Source organism: Methylophaga pinxianii, from assembly GCF_020447225.1.
Lineage (GTDB): Bacteria > Pseudomonadota > Gammaproteobacteria > Nitrosococcales > Methylophagaceae > Methylophaga > Methylophaga pinxianii.
Window position 1 is genome coordinate 1 of the sequence record NZ_JAJAEO010000100.1, and the last position, 3,074, is coordinate 3,074.

Genomic DNA, 3,074 nt, shown 5'->3' on the forward strand with positions numbered 1-3,074 from the left:
AAAAAAAAATAATACTTCGAGGCCTTGGTTTACGAAGCGAATGAAATCGCTCTCCACTTATCAAAATGCTATCAATGACACAATAGCGGTTGGAAAGAGTATTGGTGATGCTTTTGTTTGGTTCTTTTATCAAAAAAATAGAAATTACTTAGTTGAACATCTCTCACAAGATGAAGTATTCCATGCACCACCAGGTACAGGTGGATTTGGTGAGCAAGAGTTAATAAAAAAATTTCCCGTGTTGAATGGTTACTTCGTATTACATCATGGGGTGACAAGCATTTTGAGGTTGGGCGATATCTCATTAGTAGATATCGATAGTTTTACAGTTTCAGGGATTGGCGAGATCAAAACATCAGGTGTTAGGAAGGACGGAACTGTACAAGTAAACCTTCTTTTCTCAGGCCCCAACATCAATAAAAAAAGAGTTGAGAAGCCTATTGCTGAGATGGCGGAATCCGAGCCTTCTTTTGAAGATGCTCTGCCAGAAAAATCCAAACAACGACTCAAGAGACAGCTTGAAAGGATAAGTAAATCCTATAAAACTCTTACTGAGACTCCAAGACAGAAAATTGCAATAACACAAGATAATTGCCTAGATAATTTTGAACAAGCGTTTAACGAAGCAAAAGTTGGGAAGTTTCTTTTTAAGAAAATAAGCAATGGTTTAATAATTGGTATATATAAGGATCATCGAAAGTCATTTTCTTCCAAGATGGTAAATCACTCAACTGCAGACTTTTCCCAAAAAATGGATGATATTGAAAAATCTATTAGAAATATCATGAAGGAAGGTCGAGAAGACAACTCAATTCAAGTTGGGTATTTTCATTACAACAAAGATGGGAAGTCCAGTCTTCTCCCTGGAATGACACATCCTGTTTGGTGGCCCATAAATAACTCTATACTCAAAGATATAATCTTTCAAAACTCGATTATTGTTACGCTTTACAACCCTGCCCACTTGATATCAGAATTTGAAAAGCATGGTTACTCTCTAAAGTACAAAGAACAAAAAATTCAAAGTATTTATCAACAAATCGGAGATAAAGAAATTTCCATAACTGGATTTAATTACTACTTAAACATGATCACTCAGTATCTATTCAGTGAGGAAAGTATTGTGAAAATTATTGAAGAAACAAAAAATCTTACGCAAGAGGAAAAGACAGCTAAACCTTTCCAGATAGGTTTAAATATACAGCAACACCTTTAATAGTTAGCCTTACTGACCAAAGGGACCAAATGAGTTAGCAAGGTAGGTTGGGCTGAGGCACGAAGCCCAACAATTACAACCATAAAATTCTTCTGCATTATTTCAACGAAAACATCATAAAAACGATCTTATTCGTTGGGCTTCATAAATTCAGCCCAACCTATCAAATTAATCTTCTTTGTAGGATTTTTGAAACAGGGGGTAAGGAAGCATGGACAAAGAATTTTTAATCGTTATTTTGCTTTCTAATAATATAACTATCTAATAAAGGCCAAACTTCCAGCTCATTATTAAAAATAGCGATTCGTTCTTGATTAGCTGATACTAGGAGCCCTTTTGCAATGATTTTATTTTCATTGCTGGTATCAATCAAATAAGAACATTGGACTATTTTCTCTTCACTGTCACAACCGGACTCTGCATATATTTGCATTTGCCTCTCTGCATCAGCTTTCCCTCTTTGATAAGGAATAGCTGTTAATAATCCGACAAAACACAGAATGAGCAGAGGATAATTAAACCAATCTGCTAGTTCACTAAACATGCTACCTAGCTGACACCAATGCCATTGTGTAATACCCAAAACCCTTCTACCCTGATTTTCTTTACTCAGTTCGTCAAATAACCAATCCTTGCCCTTTTCTTTTGCATGACGTGCATAAAAAAAAGAAACCAGACCAATAATGACTAAAAAAGCAAAAAAGCCCAGCCAATATGGCCATTTAGTAAGCAACCAAGCAATGGCTAAAACACCGATATACCAGCTTTCAACCAATACATCGCTCATATCTTTATTTATCAGTTCGTAACTCAAACCATACGTAAAAATATGGCCGATATGGTAACTAAAGCCGGATAACAATATACATGGCACTGCTATTGCTACAACAGAAGCAGTCATTTTTAATAATCGTTCATACTTTTCCATAGATACATCCTTGTTTATTCTTATAAATGAGCTTGTAGGTTGGGCTGAGGTACGAAGCCCAACAATTAAAACCATACAAATGCTGTCACATTTCAAATTACCATCAAAATTTATCCTATTTGTTGGGCTTCATAAATTCAGCCCAACCTTCCACATCCATCTTTTTTTATCGCACCGCAACCTAAAAATTCCAACATTTTAGACATGACATAAAATCGCATCATAAACTAAAATTACAAATCGATTGTTGGGCTTCGTATCTCAGCCCAACCTACATTTATTTTCACAAGGATTGTGATTAATGCGTTATCGTCGTGCTGATGTGGCTGGTGCCACTTATTTCTTTACGGTTAATTTGCTGAACCGAAAACAAACTCTGCTGACGGATCATATTGATACGCTTCGTACTTGCATCAAAATAGTGAAACAACGTCATCCATTCCACATTGATGCCATGGTCATCTTGCCCGATCATTTACATGCGATCTGGACTTTACCACCCGGCGACGCTGATTTTGCCAAACGCTGGATGTTAATCAAAACAGCTTTTTCTCGATCATTACCCAAACACGAAATCATCAATCAAAGCCGTAAATCGAAAAGAGAACGCGGCATTTGGCAACGCCGTTATTGGGAACATTTAATTCATGATGACTTGGACTATCAAAGACACGTTGATTACATTCATTACAATCCGGTGAAACATGGTTATGTTGAAAAAGCGGTTGATTGGCCTTATTCCAGCATTTACCGGTTTATTGAGAAAGGCATCATTTCAAGTGATTGGGGTGTTGGTGAATCAATGAATGCTCTGGATATGGGTGAACGTTAATGTAGTTGCCCCCGCTAAAACGGACAGTCCTAACTTGCCACTTTGAGAGCGCGATACTCCCTCGGTGACATCATTTTCAATCCGCTATGCGGATGATA

At 37.0% G+C, this 3,074-nt stretch carries 3 protein-coding genes; 2 read left to right on the forward strand and 1 reads right to left on the reverse strand.

The annotated features are described in order from the left end of the window. Nucleotides 1–1,216 (forward strand): hypothetical protein (locus LGT40_RS00675; RefSeq protein ID WP_226343123.1); only part of this gene is annotated, 1,216 nt, incomplete at its 5' end. 226 nt (nt 1,217–1,442) lie between these two features. Here LGT40_RS00675 and LGT40_RS00680 read toward each other — a convergent pair. Next, on the reverse strand, nt 1,443–2,144 hold the full coding sequence (locus LGT40_RS00680; protein WP_226074143.1) for a hypothetical protein: 702 nt from the start codon (nt 2,142–2,144) through the stop codon (nt 1,443–1,445). Between the two features lie 301 nt (nt 2,145–2,445). Between LGT40_RS00680 and LGT40_RS00685 the strand changes: the two genes are divergently transcribed. Next, nucleotides 2,446–2,976 carry an REP-associated tyrosine transposase gene (locus tag LGT40_RS00685; RefSeq protein WP_226074141.1) on the forward strand — a complete coding sequence of 177 codons (531 nt, stop codon included), beginning with the start codon at nt 2,446–2,448 and terminating at the stop codon, nt 2,974–2,976. The last annotated feature ends 98 nt before the right edge of the window (nt 2,977–3,074 follow it).